The 16853-nt window shown below is 36.7% G+C and carries 20 protein-coding genes; 14 read left to right on the top strand and 6 right to left on the bottom strand.

Annotated features, from left to right (window positions below; genetic code table 11):
- Positions 1-64: 64 nt before the first annotated feature.
- Complete coding sequence (locus H0S70_RS04855) at positions 65-292, top strand: hypothetical protein (RefSeq protein WP_188321895.1); 228 nt, start codon at positions 65-67, stop codon at positions 290-292.
- A gap of 63 nt (positions 293-355) precedes the next feature.
- Here H0S70_RS04855 and H0S70_RS04850 read toward each other — a convergent pair whose 3' ends face one another.
- Entirely contained in the window at positions 356-745 is a 390-nt protein-coding gene (locus tag H0S70_RS04850) for an acyl-CoA thioesterase (protein ID WP_031503719.1), read from the bottom strand.
- 343 nt (positions 746-1088) lie between these two features.
- Here H0S70_RS04850 and H0S70_RS04845 point away from each other — a divergent pair, with 343 nt between their 5' ends.
- The 4 genes from H0S70_RS04845 (at position 1089) to H0S70_RS04830 (ending at position 5055) form a co-directional block, all read left to right on the top strand.
- Positions 1089-1388: a hypothetical protein gene (locus H0S70_RS04845; protein WP_123247727.1), complete on the top strand. Its 300-nt coding sequence runs from the start codon at positions 1089-1091 to the stop codon at positions 1386-1388.
- Positions 1389-1747: 359 nt separating this feature from the next.
- A complete protein-coding gene (locus H0S70_RS04840; protein WP_188321894.1) occupies positions 1748-3733 on the top strand; it encodes a urocanate hydratase in 1986 nt (661 codons plus the stop codon).
- A gap of 288 nt (positions 3734-4021) precedes the next feature.
- Positions 4022-4723 carry a DUF6261 family protein gene (locus tag H0S70_RS04835; protein ID WP_034767430.1) on the top strand — a complete coding sequence of 234 codons (702 nt, stop codon included), beginning with the start codon at positions 4022-4024 and terminating at the stop codon, positions 4721-4723.
- A 26-nt stretch (positions 4724-4749) separates the two neighbouring features.
- A complete protein-coding gene (locus tag H0S70_RS04830; RefSeq protein ID WP_188321893.1) occupies positions 4750-5055 on the top strand; it encodes a hypothetical protein in 306 nt (101 codons plus the stop codon).
- Here the strand turns inward: H0S70_RS04830 and pncA are convergent.
- Entirely contained in the window at positions 5026-5631 is a 606-nt protein-coding gene (gene pncA, locus H0S70_RS04825) for a bifunctional nicotinamidase/pyrazinamidase (protein WP_031503712.1), read from the bottom strand. The two genes, H0S70_RS04830 and pncA, sit on opposite strands and share 30 nt — an antisense overlap.
- Before the next feature lie 121 nt (positions 5632-5752).
- Here pncA and H0S70_RS04820 point away from each other — a divergent pair, with 121 nt between their 5' ends.
- Genes H0S70_RS04820 through H0S70_RS04805 form a run of 4 tightly spaced genes read left to right on the top strand, consistent with a single transcriptional unit; the run spans position 5753 to position 7724 of the window.
- Positions 5753-6289, top strand: coding sequence for a YfiT family bacillithiol transferase (locus tag H0S70_RS04820; RefSeq protein ID WP_188321892.1), 537 nt, complete (start codon positions 5753-5755; stop codon positions 6287-6289).
- The gene (locus H0S70_RS04815; protein ID WP_088264529.1) at positions 6283-6747 is read left to right on the top strand and encodes a DUF1569 domain-containing protein; all 465 of its coding nucleotides are present in this window, start codon (positions 6283-6285) and stop codon (positions 6745-6747) included. Before H0S70_RS04820 ends, H0S70_RS04815 begins: the two co-directional genes overlap by 7 nt.
- Positions 6744-7118 carry a bacillithiol system redox-active protein YtxJ gene (gene ytxJ, locus H0S70_RS04810; RefSeq protein WP_031503709.1) on the top strand — a complete coding sequence of 125 codons (375 nt, stop codon included), beginning with the start codon at positions 6744-6746 and terminating at the stop codon, positions 7116-7118. Before H0S70_RS04815 ends, ytxJ begins: the two co-directional genes overlap by 4 nt.
- A 15-nt stretch (positions 7119-7133) precedes the next feature.
- Positions 7134-7724, top strand: a complete 591-nt coding sequence (locus H0S70_RS04805) for a Crp/Fnr family transcriptional regulator (protein ID WP_188321891.1) — start codon at positions 7134-7136, stop codon at positions 7722-7724.
- 47 nt (positions 7725-7771) lie between these two features.
- Here H0S70_RS04805 and H0S70_RS04800 read toward each other — a convergent pair whose 3' ends face one another.
- A complete protein-coding gene (locus H0S70_RS04800; protein ID WP_039344711.1) occupies positions 7772-8638 on the bottom strand; it encodes a sigma-70 family RNA polymerase sigma factor in 867 nt (288 codons plus the stop codon).
- 265 nt (positions 8639-8903) lie between these two features.
- Here H0S70_RS04800 and H0S70_RS04795 point away from each other — a divergent pair, with 265 nt between their 5' ends.
- Both H0S70_RS04795 and H0S70_RS04790 read left to right on the top strand, forming a co-directional pair.
- The gene (locus H0S70_RS04795) at positions 8904-9767 is read left to right on the top strand and encodes an aldo/keto reductase (RefSeq protein WP_188321890.1); all 864 of its coding nucleotides are present in this window, start codon (positions 8904-8906) and stop codon (positions 9765-9767) included.
- Positions 9768-9908: 141 nt separating this feature from the next.
- Positions 9909-10253 (top strand): RNA recognition motif domain-containing protein, encoded by a 345-nt coding sequence (locus H0S70_RS04790; RefSeq protein WP_055043157.1) that lies wholly within the window; start codon positions 9909-9911, stop codon positions 10251-10253.
- Positions 10254-10323: 70 nt separating this feature from the next.
- Here H0S70_RS04790 and H0S70_RS04785 read toward each other — a convergent pair whose 3' ends face one another.
- The 3 genes from H0S70_RS04785 to H0S70_RS04775 are packed head-to-tail and all read right to left on the bottom strand — an operon-like array spanning position 10324 to position 13221.
- A complete protein-coding gene (locus H0S70_RS04785) occupies positions 10324-12099 on the bottom strand; it encodes a DUF4153 domain-containing protein (RefSeq protein ID WP_188321889.1) in 1776 nt (591 codons plus the stop codon).
- Between the two features lie 56 nt (positions 12100-12155).
- A complete protein-coding gene (locus H0S70_RS04780; RefSeq protein ID WP_123247676.1) occupies positions 12156-12614 on the bottom strand; it encodes a BlaI/MecI/CopY family transcriptional regulator in 459 nt (152 codons plus the stop codon).
- A 4-nt stretch (positions 12615-12618) separates the two neighbouring features.
- Positions 12619-13221, bottom strand: a complete 603-nt coding sequence (locus H0S70_RS04775; protein WP_188321888.1) for a phosphatase PAP2 family protein — start codon at positions 13219-13221, stop codon at positions 12619-12621.
- Positions 13222-13340: 119 nt separating this feature from the next.
- Here H0S70_RS04775 and pdhA point away from each other — a divergent pair, with 119 nt between their 5' ends.
- The 3 genes from pdhA (at position 13341) to H0S70_RS04760 (ending at position 16800) form a co-directional block, all read left to right on the top strand.
- Positions 13341-14345, top strand: coding sequence for a pyruvate dehydrogenase (acetyl-transferring) E1 component subunit alpha (gene pdhA / locus H0S70_RS04770; protein ID WP_031503198.1), 1005 nt, complete (start codon positions 13341-13343; stop codon positions 14343-14345).
- A 67-nt stretch (positions 14346-14412) separates the two neighbouring features.
- On the top strand, positions 14413-16038 hold the full coding sequence (locus tag H0S70_RS04765) for a pyruvate dehydrogenase complex dihydrolipoamide acetyltransferase (RefSeq protein WP_188321887.1): 1626 nt from the start codon (positions 14413-14415) through the stop codon (positions 16036-16038).
- A gap of 93 nt (positions 16039-16131) precedes the next feature.
- A complete protein-coding gene (locus tag H0S70_RS04760; RefSeq protein WP_031503200.1) occupies positions 16132-16800 on the top strand; it encodes an ABC transporter ATP-binding protein in 669 nt (222 codons plus the stop codon).
- Positions 16801-16853: the final 53 nt, after the last annotated feature.

The raw sequence follows: 16853 nt of genomic DNA, 5'->3' as shown, positions 1-16853 counted from the left end.
TCGATATGATGATTTTTTGTGGAATAATATTTGAACTCGATTGACAATATTTAAATCAATCACAATGAATCCAAACAACGAAAATAACAACGAAGAAAATTCTAAAAAAGTTGCTCCCGAAAATTTAGAATCTGCTGAAGACAACCAATCAAAATCAGCGCCTGAAAATAGAGACAGACTTCCAGAAAATGCCGAAAATGCAGTTCCGCCAAAAGCTTGGGAGAATCAGAAAAAAGCTTATGACGACGCTTGGAAAAACAATAAAAATCAAAATCTTGATAATGATTTTTAGATTTCAGAAACAAAAAAAATTCCACTTTTGAGGTGGAATTTCTATTTAAAGTTGATTCAATAATTAATCCTTGAAAATTTTGACCGGTTTTTTATTCTCATCCAAAGCAACCAACGTGAAATCGCCTGAAACCGCTTTCTCTCTTTTTTCTTCGTACATTTCCTCAACGAAAACTTCTACATTCACTTTCAAACTGGAGTTGCCGACATATTTTACCTTACCGATAAGTTCAACCAGCGTATCTGCAGGAATCGGTTTTTTAAAATCAATTCGGTCGCAACTTACGGTTACAAAGGACTTTCTTGCAAATCTTGTTGCGGTCATAAACGCAACTTCATCCATCATTTCCATCACCGTTCCTCCAAACATGGTGTTGTGATGATTGGTAATGTTCGGAAATACGACTTTGAAAACATGGGTTTCGGAATCTTTAATTTTTGATTCGTAATTCATTTCTGTGGGGTTAAAAATTAATATTTGAAATGAATAGAAATTCTTTCTACTTCAAATCGCGAAAGTTTTTGGGGATCCGACTTCTTATTTCTAAATTACGGTTGCGCGACAGATCGTGAGTTGCACACGATTCACCCTTTTCGCCGGCAAATATAGCGGTTTTTGTGAAAAATTTGATGATTTCTTAGTGGCAATTGACGCAGATTTTAAAATGTAGAAAAAATAAGGTCGAATTTTTAAATTTCGAAAAATTGCCGACTTGTGCAAATCCGAAAGTTTATGGAAAATAAGTTAAAATTGGAATCATTTTTGAGTTAACCAATTAATTTTAAAAACCACTATTATGAGTACAGAAGATAAAGACAAAGAATTAGAAAAAAATTTAGAAGAACTAGATTATAGTCCTAAAGAAGATATTTTCAACAAAGAAGAAGCAATCCCGATGGACGGGGATGGCAATCCAATTATCAACCCAAATAATTTAGCTGACGAAATGCCTTATGGATTGGATATTCCGGGTTCGGAAGATGACGATAATTTTGAACAGATTACAAGCCAAATTCCAGACGAAGAAAATGAATATTACAGTTTGAGTGATAATGAAGATGACCACGAGGAAGTAAATGAAGACCTGATCGAATAATAACAGCCTTACTTTTTTAAGTAAGGTTTTTTGTTAGTAAAAAATCTTGTTTAGATTTTTCCTTATGTTAATATTTAAAGCATCAGTACAGAATACTAAAATACCTTGATTTTCTTCACTTTGAGTTCATTTTTAAAACTGAATATTTCAAACAAAATTGGAAAATCAAGCAATAGAAAATTTAAATTGGAAGATCAAGTTTTTAAAAAATTTAATTGATAAAAATAATCTTAAAGCAATCTGATATTCTCAATATATTTTAAATTCCATATCTGTTAATATTTGCATAGATTTTCTAATTTGAATATCTTTAAAACCACAAAATTTCAAATCACAGATAAGAAATCTCAAATTTAAACATGACTTTCCAAGAACAAATAAAACAAGGAATTCCCACAGAATTACCTCAGCCAAAACCATACGACTCAACCATCAATCACGCTCCGAAACGTAAAGAAATCTTAACGGATGAAGAAAAGAAACTCGCTTTGAAAAATGCTCTACGTTATTTCGAACCAAAATTTCACGCAGAATTATTGCCGGAATTCAAGGAAGAACTGGATAAATACGGAAGAATTTATATGTACCGTTTCCGTCCAGATTATGAAATGAAAGCGAGAGATATTGCAGAATATCCCGGAAAATCTGAGCAGGCAAAAGCCATTATGCTGATGATTCAGAACAATCTGGATTATGCCGTTGCGCAACATCCCCACGAACTGATTACTTACGGTGGAAATGGGGCCGTTTTCTCTAACTGGGCACAGTATCTTTTGACAATGAAATATCTGTCTGAAATGACAGACGAGCAGACATTAACAATGTATTCCGGTCATCCGATGGGTTTGTTTCCTTCGCACAAAGATGCTCCGAGAGTGGTTGTGACCAACGGAATGATGATTCCAAATTATTCTAAACCGGATGATTGGGAAAAATTTAATGCTTTGGGAGTGACGCAGTACGGACAAATGACGGCTGGATCTTATATGTACATTGGTCCGCAGGGAATAGTTCACGGAACAACGATTACCGTTCTGAATGCTTTCAGAAAAATAAATAAAGAACCAAAAGGTGGACTTTTTGTGACTTCAGGTTTAGGCGGAATGTCCGGAGCTCAACCAAAAGCAGGAAATATTGCAGGTTGCATCACGGTTTGTGCAGAAGTGAATCCTAAAATCACTAAAATCAGACACGAACAAAAATGGGTTGATGAAATTCACGAAAATTTAGACGAATTGGTTTCACGAGTGCGAAAAGCGCAAGAAAATGAAGAAACTGTTTCTTTGGCTTATCTCGGAAATGTGGTAGAAGTTTGGGAGAAATTTGACCAAGAAAATTTGAAAATTGATATTGGTTCCGACCAAACTTCGCTTCACAATCCTTTTGCAGGAGGTTATTATCCTGTAGGAATTTCATTTGAAGATTCCAATAAAATGATGGCGGAACAGCCGGAATTATTCAAAGAAAAAGTTCAGGAAACCTTGAGAAGACACGCTACAGCCATTAATAAACATACAGCAAAAGGAACCTATTTCTTCGATTACGGAAATGCTTTTCTACTCGAATGTTCCAGAGCTGGAGCCGATGTTTTGGCAGAAAAACCGACTTTGGGAAGAGAATTTAAATATCCTTCTTATGTTCAAGATATTATGGGGCCGATGTGTTTCGATTTCGGTTTCGGGCCTTTCCGTTGGGTTTGTGCCAGCGGAAAACCGGAAGATTTACAGAAAACAGACGAAATTGCCTGCCAGGTTTTAGAGGAAATAATTAAAAATTCTCCCGCTGAAATTCAGCAGCAGATGAAAGACAATATTCAGTGGATTAAAGGCGCTCAGGAAAATAAACTGGTCGTGGGTTCACAGGCGAGAATTTTATATGCCGATGCGGAAGGCAGAATGAAAATCGCAGAAGCCTTTAATAAAGCCATTAAAAACGGTGAAATTGGGCCGGTTGTGCTCGGTCGCGACCATCACGATGTTTCTGGGACGGATTCGCCGTACCGTGAAACTTCCAATATTTACGACGGTTCCAGATTTACAGCAGATATGGCGATTCACAATGTGATTGGCGACAGTTTCCGTGGGGCGACTTGGGTTTCTATTCACAACGGCGGCGGAGTTGGTTGGGGAGAAGTAATCAACGGTGGTTTCGGGATGTTGCTCGATGGAAGCGATGATGCCGATAGAAGGCTGAAATCCATGCTTTTCTGGGATGTGAACAACGGAATTTCCCGACGAAGCTGGGCTAGAAACGAAGGTGCAATTTTCGCCATAAAACGCGCAATGGAAGCGGAACCGAATTTGAAAGTGACATTGCCGAATTTTGTGGATGAGCGTTTGTTTTAATTCAACTTTGTCAAAGTTTTTTGAACCTCACCAAAACATTGTTGGGAACCTGCCCAACCTCTCGGGAAGTGTAAAACAATAGTGTTTGTCCTTTCCCGAGGTGTCGGGAGGTTTAAAACAAGGGTGTTTGTAACTTCCGGAGGAGTCGGGAAGTCTTCTGCAATTTGCGGGAAACCTTCCGAGTGATCGGGTAGTTTGTTTTAGGGGTATTTGTAAGAAAATGATATTTTTTTTTATATTTGATATTATAAATTATTATCAAATCATTAAATAAAACATAAAAAAATTATGAAAATCAAATTAACAGCACTCAGCACAAAAAACCTTGCCACATTGGCGCAAAGAGTGATTTCTTCTTCTAGTTCCGGCAATTATCAAGTGATTGCAAACCACCCGCTTTTATTGGCTTTACAAGCTTCTTACAACGAATACGATTTGGTTTATACGAAACAAATCTACAGCGGAAAAGGGACTGATGTAGCTGCAGCAGACCACGAGAGAGACGCGGCTTACAACAATTTGAAGGCTTTCCTGAACGGATACCGAAAGTTGCCTTCGGCGGCAAATTTTCAGTTGGCGGAAGACTTGTATCAGGTCTTCAAAACGTTCGGATTGGATATGAACCGCCTGAGCTACTCTTCGCAAACGGCTCAAATGAAAAAGCTGGTAGAAACCCTGGAACTACCGGAAAATGCACAGAAAATAACGACTTTATCATTAACCGCCGCTTTCGCAGAGATGAAAACCAAGCATGAAACTTTCGAAACGCTGTTTGCCGAACAAGCGGAAGCTAATGCAGATTTAAGAAATATGACGAGTGCATCCGCCATTCGCCGGAATCTGGAGCAAACGCTACGTTCGTACCTTAATCTCATCACCGCTATGAAGGAGGTTCCGGGTTGGGAGCTGCTCTATGCCGACATCAACGAGTTGGTAAAAGCGGCGAGCAATTCTAAGGTAAAACCTAAAGAAGAAGATCCAACTCTGTAGAAAATAAACCATCATCAACCTGTCCATTGGCAGGTTTTATTTTTCTAAAAATAGAAGAATTGTATTTGTATAAGATATTGATACTAAAAACTATAGAACCTAAACAATGGCACAACGAAACCAAAGAGGAAATTTTGGAATCACTTATGAAATTAGAGGAAGACATAAAAAACGGTAGAGTACACGATTATCAAACAGTAATGGAAGAAGCAAGAAACCGACTGCAAAAATATCGAGATGAAAAACAAAAAAAAACTCCGCAAAGTGATTTTGCAGAGTCTATTCGCAATGAATTAAAGTTCTTATCCCAAAACAGTTACGGAATTTTGTAACATTTCGTACAAAGCATCTTTACCATTGTCGGGTTTCACGTTCACAGCGCGTGTTCCGTTGAAATGCAAACATGTGATATAGCCCAATTGGGTGGCGTCCAAACAAGTGAATTTTACACAATAATCAAGCGCTAAACCTACGATTTCCAGCAATTGAATATCGTGATATTTCAAGAAATCGTCCAGACCAGTTTTCACAAAATGGTTGTTATCTTGGAAGCCGCTGTAACTGTCGACATCGGTGTTTTTTCCTTTCTGAATGATGTGGGTTACCTTGTCGCGGTTAAGATCTTTATGAAACTCTGCCCCGAAAGTTCCCTGCACACAGTGGTCTGGCCACATAAACTGTGGAATTCCGTTTAAAATGATGGTTTCACCTACTTTTTTTCCGTTGTTGGAGGCAAAACTTTTGTGGTTCGCAGGATGCCAATCTTGGGTGAGGACGATTTGATCGTATTCATTTTCTTCCATCAGAAGGTTGATGTACGGGATTATTTCGCTGGCTCCCGGAACCGCAAGTGCGCCACCTTCACAAAAATCGTTTTGTACATCTACTATTATCAGTGCTTTTTTCATAAGTTAAATTGTATTAAAAAAAAATAGAATCGTTTGAGATTTTGGGTAAATTTACAAAATAGAAAGTCAAATTTTTAGCCAAAATCATTAATCAGCCAAATCGACAAAATAGCATATTAAAATGGACAATTTAGAACAAAAAAAATATCCGATCGGAACTTTTCAATGGCCGGAAAATATTTCGGATGCAGAGATTGATCTTCACATAGAAACGCTGAAATATTTCCCTCAAAAATTAAAAAGATTAATAGAAAATTGGACTGATGATATGCTGGAAACTCAATACAGATCGGGTGGTTGGACGGTTCGGCAACTCATCAATCATCTCGCGGATAGCCATATGCAGAGTTTGTCGAGATTCAAATGGGCTTTAACAGAAGAAAATCCGACCATAAAACCTTATGATGAAGCCAAGTGGGCGGAGTTGCAAGATAGCCGCAGCGAACCGGTGAAATCGGCACTTCTCATTTTGGAAGGTTTGCATTACCGATGGGCGCATTTGCTGAAAACGATGACTAATAAGGACTTTAGCAGAAGTTTTTACCATCCGGAACATCAAAAAAGTATGAATCTAAGAGATATGCTTGCATTTTACGCTTGGCATTGCGATCATCATTTTGCACATATTGAAAATTTAAAAAAAGAAAAAGGTTGGTAGCCAAGAAATCGATTTTCAATCCGGAAGATTTAGAAGAAATAAAACTGAGAATTTCCAAAATTAGCCCACAATCTGAGAGAAAATGGGGAAAAATGAATGCTGCGCAAATGTTTCGACATTGCGATAAAATTCTGCAGATCGGCTTTGGTAAAATCATTTTGCCCAAAATTTCTCCCGGAATAAAATGGATTGGAATGTTCACGAAATTTGAAATGAAAATTTTCAATAATGGAATTCCGCCAAATATGCCGACTTTTGCGAAGGTAATTACCACAGAAAACTGTAATTTTGAAAAATCAAAAAGTCAGCTTCTGGGAACACTCGACGATTTTGTTGCAAAAGGATTGAAGAATAATTTGCTTTCCGAGCATCCGCTTTTCGGGAAAATGACGCAACAAGATTGGGGTTTTATGGAGTATAAACATCTTCACCATCATTTAAAACAATTTGGAGTATGAGTTTTTTTAATAAAATATTTGGAAGTTCGGAAGAAGAAAAACCATCACCGAAATTTTGGAAATATATTGAATCTGAAGAAGATTTGAAACGTGCAATTGCAACTTCTGCAGAAAAAAAAGTGGCTATTTTTAAACATTCCACAAAATGTTTTATCAGCAAAACGGTATTGAAAAACTTCGAAAAAGAAGTTGAAAATTCTGATAAAAATGTGGATTATTATTTTCTAGATTTGCTTGCGCACAGGGATTTATCAAATAAAATTGCCGATGATTTGGGAGTAACTCATCAAAGTCCGCAACTGATCGTTTTGGAAAATGGAGTAGTGGTGAATCATGCTTCTCATCAAAGTATTTCTTTATCCTTAATCTAAATTTGCATCTTTTACATGGAAAATATCGAAACTTATTTATCTGAAATCTTAGAAATTCCGAGAAATGAAGTTACCCACTGCAGCAGTTTTTATGAAACGAAAAGTGTTGCAAAGAACGAATTTCTCCTGAAGGATGGTGAGGTATGTAATGCTACTTATTTCGTGGAAAAAGGCTTGCTGAGAATGTATTCCATTGATAAACACGGAAAGGAACACATCATTCAGTTTGCCCCGGAAAAATGGTTGATTTCGGATAGAAGCTCGCTTTATTTTAATGAAAAATCGAAATATTATATAGAAGCGGTGGAGGAATCAGAAATATTGTTATTAAAAAACGATTTCTTTAAAAATATGGCTTTACATTTCCCGAAGACTGCTGAAAAAAACGATTTGCTTTTGCAAAAACATATCCGAAATTTACAGAATCGGGTGAATTCACTTTTGGCAGAAACTGCCGAAGAACGTTATATGAATTTCATAAAAATGTATCCGGATATTTTGCTGCGTGTTCCGCAATGGATGGTGGCTTCTTATTTGGGAATTACGCCGGAAAGTTTGAGTAGAGTAAGAAAAGAATTGGCGCGGAAGAATTTTCAGCCTTCATAAAAAAAGGAACTCAAATCGAGTTCCTTTTCCTTTGTTTCTTTTTGAAATTATTTACCTAAATAAGATTTCAAAATCTTACTTCTGGTATTGTGTTTCAAGCGTTTGATTGCTTTTTCTTTAATCTGACGAACTCTCTCTCTTGTAAGATCGAAAGTTTCCCCGATTTCTTCCAAAGTCATTGGATGTTTCCCGTTCAAACCGAAATACAAACGAACCAAATCGGCTTCACGAGGCGTTAAAGTTTGCAACGCTCTTTCGATTTCGATCTGAAGCGATTCCAGCATCAAATCTTTATCCGGACTTGGCGATTCTCCCGAACGTAAAACGTCATATAAATTGGAATCTTCACCTTCAACCAATGGCGCATCCATCGACAAGTGTCTTCCGGAGTTTTTCATTGATTCTTTGATGTCGTCTTCGCTCATATCCAAAACTTCCGCCAATTCTTCCGGAGAAGGTGGTCTTTCGTTTTCTTGCTCCAGGTGTGCGTAAGCTTTGTTGATTTTATTGATCGAACCAATTTTATTTAAAGGCAATCTTACAATTCTGGATTGTTCTGCCAAAGCCTGCAAAATCGATTGGCGAATCCACCAAACGGCATAAGAAATAAATTTAAAACCTCTGGTTTCATCATATCTTTTAGCAGCTTTCATCAAACCAAGATTCCCTTCGTTGATCAAATCGGGTAGGGAAAGTCCTTGGTTTTGGTATTGTTTCGAAACAGAAACCACGAAACGTAAGTTGGCTTTAATTAGTTTTTCAAGGGCAACTCTATCGCCAGCGCGAATTTTTTGTGCCAATTCTACTTCTTCATCGGCGGTGATAAGGTCCACTTTACCAATTTCTTGTAGATACTTGTCTAGTGAAGCGGTTTCTCTATTGGTAACCTGCTTGGTAATTTTTAATTGTCTCATGTATTAAAACCTGTCCACTTTAGGACTGCAATAGATTATACGATGCGAATGACAAAAAGGTTACACTGGTTTTAAATTTCAATTAAATAATTGTGATGTTTCATTCATATTTAAATGAAAAAATACAAGTTTTTAGTTTTAAATTTCTAATTGCGGTTTGTAATTAATAAATTTGAATAACAACCAAGTATTATGCTGAAAATATGAGATTTTATTTATCAAAAATTTATTTTTAATATTTATTTTTGATGAAAAATATAGCATTATGACATTTTCACCTATTATTATAGGAACCCTGCGTTGGGGAATTTGGGGAGCAAACCATTCAAAAGAAAAAGTCCAAAAACTTATCGAAACTTGTCTATCAGAAGGTTTGTACACTTTCGATCATGCGGATATCTACGGAGACTACACCACGGAAAAACTCTTTGGTGATGCTTTTTCTCAAATGAATATCAATAGGGAAGAAATACAATTAATTTCTAAATGTGGAATTGAAATGCCATGTAAAGACCGAAATTATCAAATTAAATCCTACAATTATTCTAAGGAACATATCATAAAGTCGGTGGAAAACAGTTTAGTAAATTTGCAAACTGAATATTTGGATCTTTTGTTGCTGCATCGGCCCTCTCCATTGATGAACCCTACAGAAATTGCTGAAACTTTTGATGAATTAAGGGAACAGAAAAAGGTAAGACATTTCGGGGTTTCTAATTTTTCAGTTTCGCAATTTGAGCTCATTAATGATGCTTTTCCGTTGGTTACCAATCAGGTAGAAATTTCGATTAATCATACCAACGCTTTTGATGATGGAACTTTGGATCAATTGATGAGAAAAGGATTGCAAGCGATGGCTTGGTCTGTTTTGGGCAACTATTTTTTAAAGGAATCTGAGCAGAATAGCAGAATAAAATTGATTTTAGTGAAATTGTGCAAAAAATATAATGCCGATGAAAATCAGTTGCTTTTGGCATTTATTCTCAAACATCCCGCCAAAATTCTTCCTGTTATTGGTACTTCAAGATGGGAAATGATTAAAAAGTTCAAAGAAAGCCTCGATATTAATTTGGAAAGGGAAGACTGGTTTAAACTCCTCGAAGCCTCGCACGGGAAGGAGGTTAATTAATATTAATCATAAAAAAGTTGTTTTTTTGATTTATAATTGTATCTTGCACCTGTTTTTATATCCGAAATCAATATTTGTTCATCCTTTGTTGACTTTCATTTATAATTTCAACAAGTATTAATTTTTTTAATTTTTTTTATGATGAACATTTTTGTTTCAAACATCAATTACTCTACAAGAGAAGAGTCATTGCAGGATCTTTTTTCAGAATTTGGCGAAGTATCTTCTGCTAAAATTATCACAGACAGAGAAACCGGTAGATCTAGAGGATTCGGTTTCGTAGAAATGGGCGACGAAGACGGTAAGAACGCGATCGAAGCTTTAAACGGTAAAGAATTGGACGGTAAAGAACTTAACGTTTCTGAAGCTAAGCCAAGAGAAGACAAACCAAGAAGAAGTTTCGACAATAACCGTGGTGGCGGTTACGGTGGAGGAAACCGTGGCGGTGGTTACGGTGGAGGAAATCGTGGCGGTTCAAACTGGTAAGATTTTTCTACAAATAATGAAGCGGCTTTTTAGCCGCTTTTTTTATGTAATTATTTTCGAAAGGGAGAATCTATTTCTTGCGGATTAAAATGTACGCGTCACTGAAATAGATATTTTCTGTCCCGAAATTTTCCCTGATAAGATTATCGAAAATGATTTTGATATGATAATCTACCAGATCGTGTTCCAACGTAATTTCCGGAACAGAAAGACGCCCCGTTCTGTTGCTGTGCTTTGCCATCAAGGCTTTTATTTCTGCACTTGCATCCCACTTTTCATTGCTGTTTAAAGTAATAATTAAAAGTTTTTCTTTTTGTTGGCTGGTGATGGTAAAAATATCCTGGCCAACAGTTAACCCTTCTGTGTCCCGGAAATTGCCAACCCTCGCAAAATAATCGTAACCTTGCACAGACTGTAATCTGTTTTCAGCAACAAGTTCGAAATTTTCTCCAAAAGAGTTTTTGGTTTTGTCAACATTTGAAAATGAAGACCGGATCTGACTTTGTATTCCGTATAATTCTCCCTTATTAATTTTGCTGGTAATTATCTTTTGATACTTTAAATTCATATAATTCAAGACGAAATCCGTCTCATCACGTTTTACCAAAAAGCCGATTTTATTGGAAATTTCATCTGCCACAGTGTCTGAAACTTTTGCAGTGAAATCTATTTTCCCGTTTTTCAGTACCTTGTTCTGATTCAGGATATTTTTAAGTTCTGTTTTCTGACTCCTTGTCGCGACAGAAAATGTATTCAGATAAGGAAAAACCAGCGAAAATAATCCAAACGCAAAAAGGCTGATTGGAACAAATTTAATCGTCGCTCTTTTTGTGAAAATAAAATAGAAAACAACCGACGTCAGCCAAATCGCCAGTAAAAGGACAAAATATCTGGGTTCGGTATAGCCGTATTCTAAAATTCTTGTGAAAATAGCGGTAAAAAGTAAAACAAGAAGCGGGATAAGGGTAAAATAAAATATTCTCGAAAATACTCTTACCCAAGAAGCCGTAGATTCCTGTTTTAAAGGATGCACCAGAAGTAAAGCCAAAATCCCTACGACTGAATATGCTAAAATTAAATACGAAACCCAGCCCCTCGGAAGCTCCCAGTTTAAAAGGATTTTAGCAGAATAAAAGTAAAGAATTACCGCATAAATGATTAAGAGCGGAATTAAAATATATTGGGTGAAAAATTTCAGAATTACAGGATAGGTTCCGTCTTTTTCCAATTGCAGAAGTCCCTTTTCATTAAACAGAAGAAAGATAAAACTGCTGCCGAAAATGGAGAGGAAATAGAACGTTTCCAGATAATAGCGGTCGTTAAAATTGAAATCGAAAAGTTTATCCACTGCCAGAATCGCGAGTTCTACACCGCCTGTTAAAACACCTGTAAAAATCGCGGTAAGAAATAAATTAATAAATAAATTCTTGTTGTACTGCCAGAAATTCAGCTCTTTCTCTTTTCCGAAAAAAGCAATAAACGATACTAAAAGATGTGAAAGAATAAAAGTCGGTACAATCAAAAACGCATAACGCTCGGTGAAATATTTTTCTTCTTCGGGAAGAAGAAAATAGAAAAATATTAAGAACAAAACACCTGAAATCTCCAGTAAAATTTGCTTTCCAATCCGTTGCGAAAGCATTTTCAAAGCAAACATAAGTGAAATTCCGAGACAGGAAACCAGCGCGAATTTTATAAAAACAAAAAAATTAGGATTTGAATTGTAATTGCCGTGTGCAAAGCATATCATCGAAACTGCTCCTAAAAAAGACATCAACAGAACCATTGGATATTGGCGGATCACAAGACCAGCTTTTCCTGTTATTTCCTTAAATACATTTAGCATTACGTTAGGGTTAAATTTTACAAAAATGGACTGAAGTAGCGTTAAGGAGAAAAATTTTATTTTTTCTTTTTTTCTTTCTTTTTCTTCTTATCCTTTTTGCCGGTTTTCTTACCCGAAGTTAATTCTTCTACAAAATCACTGATCGGATTTTCCTGTTCAGGAATTTTGGTCCCGAAAAGATCGGTAAGTTCGGAAGGATTAAGCAGTTTTACATCAACGAGAGTTTTTACCAGTTCGCTTCCGGAATTTCCGAAATATTGCTCCACAAAAGATTTGGTTCGGTACTCGCGATAGTCTTCAAAAGGGATTGCAACCCGGTATTTAAAGATTCGGCCTTCTTTTTCTGTGGTTAAAAATTCTTTTTCCACCAAAATTTTTATAAAAGTAGAAACTGTATTTTGGTGAGGTTTTGGTTCGGGATATTGCTCCATTACCTCTTTCATGTAAGCGGAATTCAGTTTCCAAAGGATGGTCATTAAAAGTTCTTCGGCATGGGTGAGCTGATTTATTTTCATAGTTTTAATGCTGAATTTGGATATGGGTATAAAGATAAATAAAAGATATGAAACCTGCGATAAGGGCGCCGGAAAGGACTTCTCCTACGGTGTGTCTTTTCAGAATAACTCGGGATATTCCTACAATAATCGTTATGAAAAACCATACCATTCCCAATATGGGATTGCTTGAAAAAAATAAAGCTGCAACGAAAAGGTTGAAAGCGGTATGCATGGAACTTTTGATAAAATAATTGCTGATCTGCATTACTATAAGTAAAACCATGATAAAAACCATTATCAGATCAGCATTTTTATTAACGGCAAAATCATACAGAAGATATCCGGCAATAGCAGCGATAATAAAGAAATAAAGACTTTTTCGTTGTATACGGTTGGAAACGTCCATGTTGGAATACTTCCCTGTCTTCACATTCCAGAAAATCCATATTGAAATAGGAAGTGCCGTTAAAAGAAATAAAGGTAAAAAGCGACGAATAGTTTCTTGTACCGAGTAATTTTCATAACTGGAATACAAAAAATACAGGAAAAGAGAGGTGAGAGGATTGAAGAAATCGGAAATGATTTTCCAAACCTTAGTTTTCGTTGTAGTGGTATTTTTGAACATAAAAATAAATAGTGACTCAAAAATAAGTTTTTTTATCTGTTTATAATTAATATTTATCAAGATAAGCTAGCAGTAAAGACAAAGTTTTTTATTATTTTTGCTAAATATTTCGATTAAATATGAAAGAATTTTCAAAAGATGTGTACCTTAAATGGTATGAAGAAATGACGATGTGGAGAAGGTTTGAAGACAAATGCCGATCTCTTTACCTCAAACAGAAAATCCGTGGGTTTTTGCATTTATACAATGGGCAGGAAGCAATTCCCGCTGGTTTTGCACATGCAATGGATCTTACAAAAGACAGCATGATTACCGCTTACCGATGCCACATCCATCCTATGGCGATGGGGGTTGATCCGAAAAGGATTATGGCGGAGATTTGCGGTAAAGCTACGGGAACTTCAGGTGGAATGGGTGGTTCAATGCACATTTTTAGCAAAGAAAAAAGATTCTATGGTGGCCACGGTATTGTTGGCGGTCAAATTCCTTTGGGAGCAGGAATCGCTTTTGCTGATAAATATTTCGAAACTGGTGGCGTGAATATCTGTTTCTTCGGTGATGGGGCAGCAAGACAAGGTTCTCTTCATGAAACCTTCAACATGGCGATGAACTGGAAACTTCCTGTAGTTTTCGTTGTAGAAAACAATCAATATGCGATGGGAACTTCTGTAAAAAGAACTGCTAACCACGAAGATATCTACAAATTAGGACTTGGTTATGAAATGCCATGTTTTCCTGTAGACGCGATGGATCCTGAAAAAGTAGCTGAAGCGGCATACGAAGCCATCGAAAGAGCAAGAAGAGGAGACGGACCAACTTTTATCGAGGCAAGAACTTACCGATACAGAGGTCACTCGATGTCAGATGCGGAACCTTACAGAACTAAAGACGAGGTAGCTGAACATAAAAAGGATGATCCTATCGAAATCGTGAAGAAAAAAATTCTGGACAATAATTGGGCGACCGAAGATGAGTTAAGTGCTCTTGACGAAAAATCAAAAGAATTCGTTGAAGAATGTGTAGAATTTATGGAACAATCTCCTTATCCAACTGCAGATAAATTGTACGCATACGTTTACGCGCAAGAAGATTATCCATTCCTTAATAAATTAGAAAATAATTAATCATTTATTTTGAAAACGAAAACAGACTTTCTCGCAATCGTTTTTAAATTTTAAATAAGAAAAATATATGGCTGAAGTAATTACAATGCCGCGTCTTTCCGATACAATGACGGATGGTAAAGTGGCTAAATGGCACAAAAAAGTTGGTGATCCAGTAAAAGAAGGAGATATTTTGGCTGAAATTGAAACCGATAAAGCCGTTCAGGATTTCGAATCGGAATTCAACGGAACACTTCTATACATCGGCACCGAAGAGGGTGGATCTTCTCCCGTTGATGCGGTCTTGGCTATTATCGGTGAGGCAGGTGAAGATATTTCAGATTTAAAAGGTGGAAATGAAGCTGCAGGAATTCCTGAAGAAAATAAAACTGAAGATAATGTTACTGCTGTGGAAACTACAAAACCTGTGGAAAAAGAAGAAGCGCAAACTGCTGCTGAAGTTCCTGCAGGTGTTGAAATTATTACCATGCCTCGTCTTTCGGATACAATGACTGAAGGAAAAGTAGCGAAATGGCATAAAAAAGTAGGAGATTCCGTTAAAGAAGGCGATATTTTAGCAGAAATAGAAACAGATAAAGCTGTTCAAGATTTCGAATCAGAATTCAACGGAAATCTTTTATATATCGGTACCGAAGAAGGTGGAGCAAGCCCTGTAGATGCAGTTTTAGCTATTATTGGTCCAGCAGGAACTGATGTTTCCGGAATTCTTTCCGGAGGTGGAAAAAAATCCGAATCTCAACCAGTTGCTGAAGAGAAAGTAGAAAAATTGACGGAGTCACAAACTGCGCCGGTTGCAAGTTCATCAAATGAAAGAATTGCAATTTCTCCTTTAGCCAAGAAAATTGCGGAGGAAAAAGGCATCGATGTTCATGCTTTGAAAGGAACGGGTGAAAACGGAAGAATTGTTAAAAAAGATGTTGAAGGTTTCAGCCCTGCTGCAACTTCTTCAAATCAACCGAAACCGGCTGAAACTGAAACAAAATCAGCTCCACAAGTAATGAATTTTGTTCAAGGAGAAGATTCTGAAACGCCAAATTCTCAGGTGAGAAACATCATTGCAAAAAGACTTTCTGAAAGTAAATTCACTGCGCCACACTATTATCTGATTGTAGAAATCAACATGGATAAAGCAATTGAGGCCAGAAAAGAAATTAATTCCCTACCGGATACCAAAATTTCATTCAACGATATGGTGATTAAAGCTACCGCAATGGCATTAAGAAAACATCCACAAGTGAATTCTACATGGCATGCTGATAAAATTGTTCACCACGGTAATATCAATGTTGGTGTGGCAGTAGCAATTCCAGATGGTTTGGTGGTTCCTGTTTTGAAAAATGCAGATCAAATGAACTACAATCAGATTTCCGCTGCGGTAAAAGACTTGGCAGGTAGAGCGAAGTCTAAAGGATTGAAAGCCAATGAGATGGAAGGTTCTACTTTTTCTATTTCCAACCTGGGAATGTTTGGTATCGAAACCTTTACTTCAATTATCAATCAACCGAATTCCGCGATTCTTTCCGTAGGTGCAATTATAGAAAAACCTATCGTGAAAGATGGTCAAATCGTTGTTGGAAACACCATGAAACTTTCATTGGCATGTGACCACAGAGTAGTCGATGGCGCTACGGGAGCAGAATTTTTGCAAACTTTGAGAACTTATTTGGAGCAGCCTTTGACTTTATTGCTCTAGTTTTCATAAAACATATTTCAAAATCCTTTCAAAATATTTTTGGAAGGATTTTTTTCTTTAAATATTACAATCATTTTCACTATTTTTGAAGTTATGATAAGAGCAAAAAATATTCATAAATCATACGGAGATTTAGAGGTTTTGAAAGGAGTCGATATTCATATCTTGGAGGGAGAGGTTGTTTCTATCGTTGGAGAATCCGGCGCCGGAAAATCTACGCTTCTGCAGATTCTTGGAACGCTCGATACTCCCACGGATCCTAAAAATTTCGATACAGAAATCGCTTTGGCAGGGAAATCCTTTATTAATATGAATGACCGCCAACTTTCTAAATTTCGCAATGAAAATATTGGTTTTGTCTTTCAATTTCATCAACTTCTACCGGAATTTACGGCTTTAGAAAACGTATTGCTACCGACCAGAATTTCCGGGAAAAATGAAAAAGAGTCTTTGGAAAAAGCATACTCACTGTTTGAAGATTTGAATATCGCGCACCGACTTCATCATAAACCCAACGAAATGTCGGGTGGTGAAGCGCAAAGAGCTGCGGTTGCAAGAGCATTGATCAATTCACCGAAGATTATTTTTGCAGACGAACCCACAGGAAATTTAGATTCCAAAAATGCAGACGATTTGCACCAACTTTTTTTTGATCTTCGTGATAAGTACAACCAAACATTTGTTATCGTAACGCACAATGCGGGTTTAGCGGCCATTACAGATCGAAAATTTGTGATGAAAGATGGTCAAATCATTTCTTAATTGTAATTGGAATTCCCATTCATATTTTTTTTAGTAATTTTAAAAGATTGAAT

Source organism: Chryseobacterium manosquense, assembly GCF_014623485.1.
Lineage (GTDB): Bacteria > Bacteroidota > Bacteroidia > Flavobacteriales > Weeksellaceae > Kaistella > Kaistella haifensis.
The sequence above is the reverse complement of the archived record's forward strand: the minus strand, read 5'-3'. Positions and strand labels throughout refer to the sequence as shown.

What these genes read in the sequence shown, in the direction of transcription:
- H0S70_RS04820 (WP_188321892.1), top strand. Translation starts at nt 5,753, where the DNA reads ATGGACAATTTAGAACAAAAAAAATATCCGATCGGAACTTTTCAATGG.
- pdhA (WP_031503198.1), top strand. Translation starts at nt 13,341, where the DNA reads ATGAAAGAATTTTCAAAAGATGTGTACCTTAAATGGTATGAAGAAATG.
- H0S70_RS04840 (WP_188321894.1), top strand. Translation starts at nt 1,748, where the DNA reads ATGACTTTCCAAGAACAAATAAAACAAGGAATTCCCACAGAATTACCT.
- H0S70_RS04835 (WP_034767430.1), top strand. Translation starts at nt 4,022, where the DNA reads ATGAAAATCAAATTAACAGCACTCAGCACAAAAAACCTTGCCACATTG.
- H0S70_RS04805 (WP_188321891.1), top strand. Translation starts at nt 7,134, where the DNA reads ATGGAAAATATCGAAACTTATTTATCTGAAATCTTAGAAATTCCGAGA.
- H0S70_RS04785 (WP_188321889.1), bottom strand. Translation starts at nt 12,099, where the DNA reads ATGCTAAATGTATTTAAGGAAATAACAGGAAAAGCTGGTCTTGTGATC.
- H0S70_RS04845 (WP_123247727.1), top strand. Translation starts at nt 1,089, where the DNA reads ATGAGTACAGAAGATAAAGACAAAGAATTAGAAAAAAATTTAGAAGAA.
- H0S70_RS04855 (WP_188321895.1), top strand. Translation starts at nt 65, where the DNA reads ATGAATCCAAACAACGAAAATAACAACGAAGAAAATTCTAAAAAAGTT.
- H0S70_RS04765 (WP_188321887.1), top strand. Translation starts at nt 14,413, where the DNA reads ATGGCTGAAGTAATTACAATGCCGCGTCTTTCCGATACAATGACGGAT.
- ytxJ (WP_031503709.1), top strand. Translation starts at nt 6,744, where the DNA reads ATGAGTTTTTTTAATAAAATATTTGGAAGTTCGGAAGAAGAAAAACCA.
- H0S70_RS04790 (WP_055043157.1), top strand. Translation starts at nt 9,909, where the DNA reads ATGAACATTTTTGTTTCAAACATCAATTACTCTACAAGAGAAGAGTCA.
- H0S70_RS04795 (WP_188321890.1), top strand. Translation starts at nt 8,904, where the DNA reads ATGACATTTTCACCTATTATTATAGGAACCCTGCGTTGGGGAATTTGG.
- H0S70_RS04850 (WP_031503719.1), bottom strand. Translation starts at nt 745, where the DNA reads ATGAATTACGAATCAAAAATTAAAGATTCCGAAACCCATGTTTTCAAA.
- pncA (WP_031503712.1), bottom strand. Translation starts at nt 5,631, where the DNA reads ATGAAAAAAGCACTGATAATAGTAGATGTACAAAACGATTTTTGTGAA.
- H0S70_RS04775 (WP_188321888.1), bottom strand. Translation starts at nt 13,221, where the DNA reads ATGTTCAAAAATACCACTACAACGAAAACTAAGGTTTGGAAAATCATT.
- H0S70_RS04800 (WP_039344711.1), bottom strand. Translation starts at nt 8,638, where the DNA reads ATGAGACAATTAAAAATTACCAAGCAGGTTACCAATAGAGAAACCGCT.
- H0S70_RS04780 (WP_123247676.1), bottom strand. Translation starts at nt 12,614, where the DNA reads ATGAAAATAAATCAGCTCACCCATGCCGAAGAACTTTTAATGACCATC.
- H0S70_RS04760 (WP_031503200.1), top strand. Translation starts at nt 16,132, where the DNA reads ATGATAAGAGCAAAAAATATTCATAAATCATACGGAGATTTAGAGGTT.